Raw genomic sequence first — 539 nt, 5'->3', positions numbered from 1 at the left:
CCCATACCGTGTGGCTGCCACGCTTGTACTCTTCCATGCAGCCAATCTACACCGGATGCGTCTCCATCCCAGCCGCCTAAAGGCGTGGGGTTTCCTGATCCCCTATCGGGGACTCTAAACTTCCCGAACCACCGATCCTGCGTTGCCAGCGTCAAGTCCTCGATCTCCGCTTGTGCCGCCAAATGCGGTCGAACGGATCGCCGTGATCCACCTTATAGGACGCCACGAGTGCGGCATGCTTGCCGGTGATCGGCAGCAGCGCGATCCGGCGGTTTTCCACGAATTCGTCGAACGCCGCCAGCAACGGGCCGACGTCCGGTCACTTGCCGATGCGGTGTTTGTAGCCGGCTTCAAGACAAAACTCGCGCCTGCGAACATCGGGGCACTGTTGTGTCCGCGCTGTCCTCCTGCCACGTGGGTTAGCTGTGGGCTTTCAGAAGGTTGTCCATTCGGACCTGACCGAGGAGACTGGAGTTACCACGCTTCAGATTCGTCGGAGGGTCCGAATGAACATTCATAAGAATGCCCGTCTCACGCCG

The 539-nt window shown here is 59.7% G+C and carries 1 protein-coding gene; it reads right to left on the bottom strand.

All coding sequences use genetic code 11. From position 1 onward, the window contains the following. Positions 1 to 151: 151 nt before the first annotated feature. Positions 152 to 304: a hypothetical protein gene (locus RB623_RS30290; RefSeq protein ID WP_308060993.1), complete on the bottom strand. Its 153-nt coding sequence runs from the start codon at positions 302 to 304 to the stop codon at positions 152 to 154. Positions 305 to 539 lie beyond the last annotated feature (235 nt).

The organism is Mesorhizobium sp. LHD-90 (genome assembly GCF_030929505.1).
In the GTDB taxonomy this organism is placed as follows: domain Bacteria; phylum Pseudomonadota; class Alphaproteobacteria; order Rhizobiales; family Rhizobiaceae; genus Kumtagia.
The sequence above is the reverse complement of the archived record's forward strand: the minus strand, read 5'-3'. Positions and strand labels throughout refer to the sequence as shown.